General features: G+C 64.3%; 2 pseudogenes. Both read left to right on the forward strand.

Annotated elements, in window-relative coordinates:
* Window positions 1-702 (forward strand): annotated as a pseudogene (locus AC0L2H_RS32450) (IS4 family transposase); the annotation flags it as partial.
* Between the two features lie 64 nt (window positions 703-766).
* Window positions 767-973 (forward strand): annotated as a pseudogene (locus AC0L2H_RS32455) (IS4 family transposase); the annotation flags it as partial.

A 973-nucleotide genomic window follows, 5' to 3' on the forward strand; every position in this document is an offset into this window, starting at 1 on the left:
GAAGGCCCGATCCTTATCCTGCAGGACACGACCGAATTTATCTACAGCCGCGCGCAGCCGGGCAAAATCGGCTTCACCAAACCACGCGGGCGCTACAAGGCCGGACAGCCCAACGTGCTGACCTTGTGCGGGGTGCTGATGCATTCGAGCCTGGCCGTCACCCTCACCGGTACACCCCTCGGTCTGACGGCGGCGAAGTTCTGGACACGAACGAAGTTCAAGGGAACGCTTGCGCTCAAGCGGCACATCAATCCCACGCGCGTGCCGATCGAGACGAAGGAGAGCTACCGTTGGCTGGAGAACCTGCGCCAGTCCATCGCGCTCGTTGGCGCGCCCGAGCGCTGCGTGCATGTGGGTGACCGGGAGAGCGACATCTACGAGCTCTATTGCACCGCGCAGGACCTTGGTACCAGCTTCCTGGTGCGGGTGCAGACGAACAGGCAGGCCGAGCGGCCTGCCTATGCTGCCCCACACGATCCTGCTCATCGCGTCTTTGCCCAACTTGCGGCGGCGCCTTGGGCGGGACGTCATCGCATTGCGGTTGATCAGGGCGAGAAGACCTGGCTGCAGGTGAAGTTCGCCGCCATCAACACGCCGCCCGTGGGCAAGCAGAAGCGCTACAGTCCGCAGGTTCTGACTTACATCCACGCGTCGAAGAGAATCCACCGCCCGGTCGCGAGCCGATCGACTGGAAGCTGGTGACCAACTTGCCGGTCGAACGGCGGTCGAGAAGCTCGCCTGGTACGCCCTGCGCTGGAAGGCGGAGGTGTTCCACAAGGTCATGAAGTCCGGCTGCCGTGCCGAGGAGGCGAGGCTCGAGCCCGCCGAAAGGCTGGCGAAGTTCCTTGCCCTCATCGCGGTGGTCAGCTGGCGCATATTCTTCATCACTATGTCGGCGCGCGCCAAGCCAGACGCCGCGCCCGACGGCGTTCTCACCTTCGCCGAGATCACTGCGCTCGACCCGACGCGTCCC

Source organism: Mesorhizobium sp. WSM4871 (genome assembly GCF_055811295.1).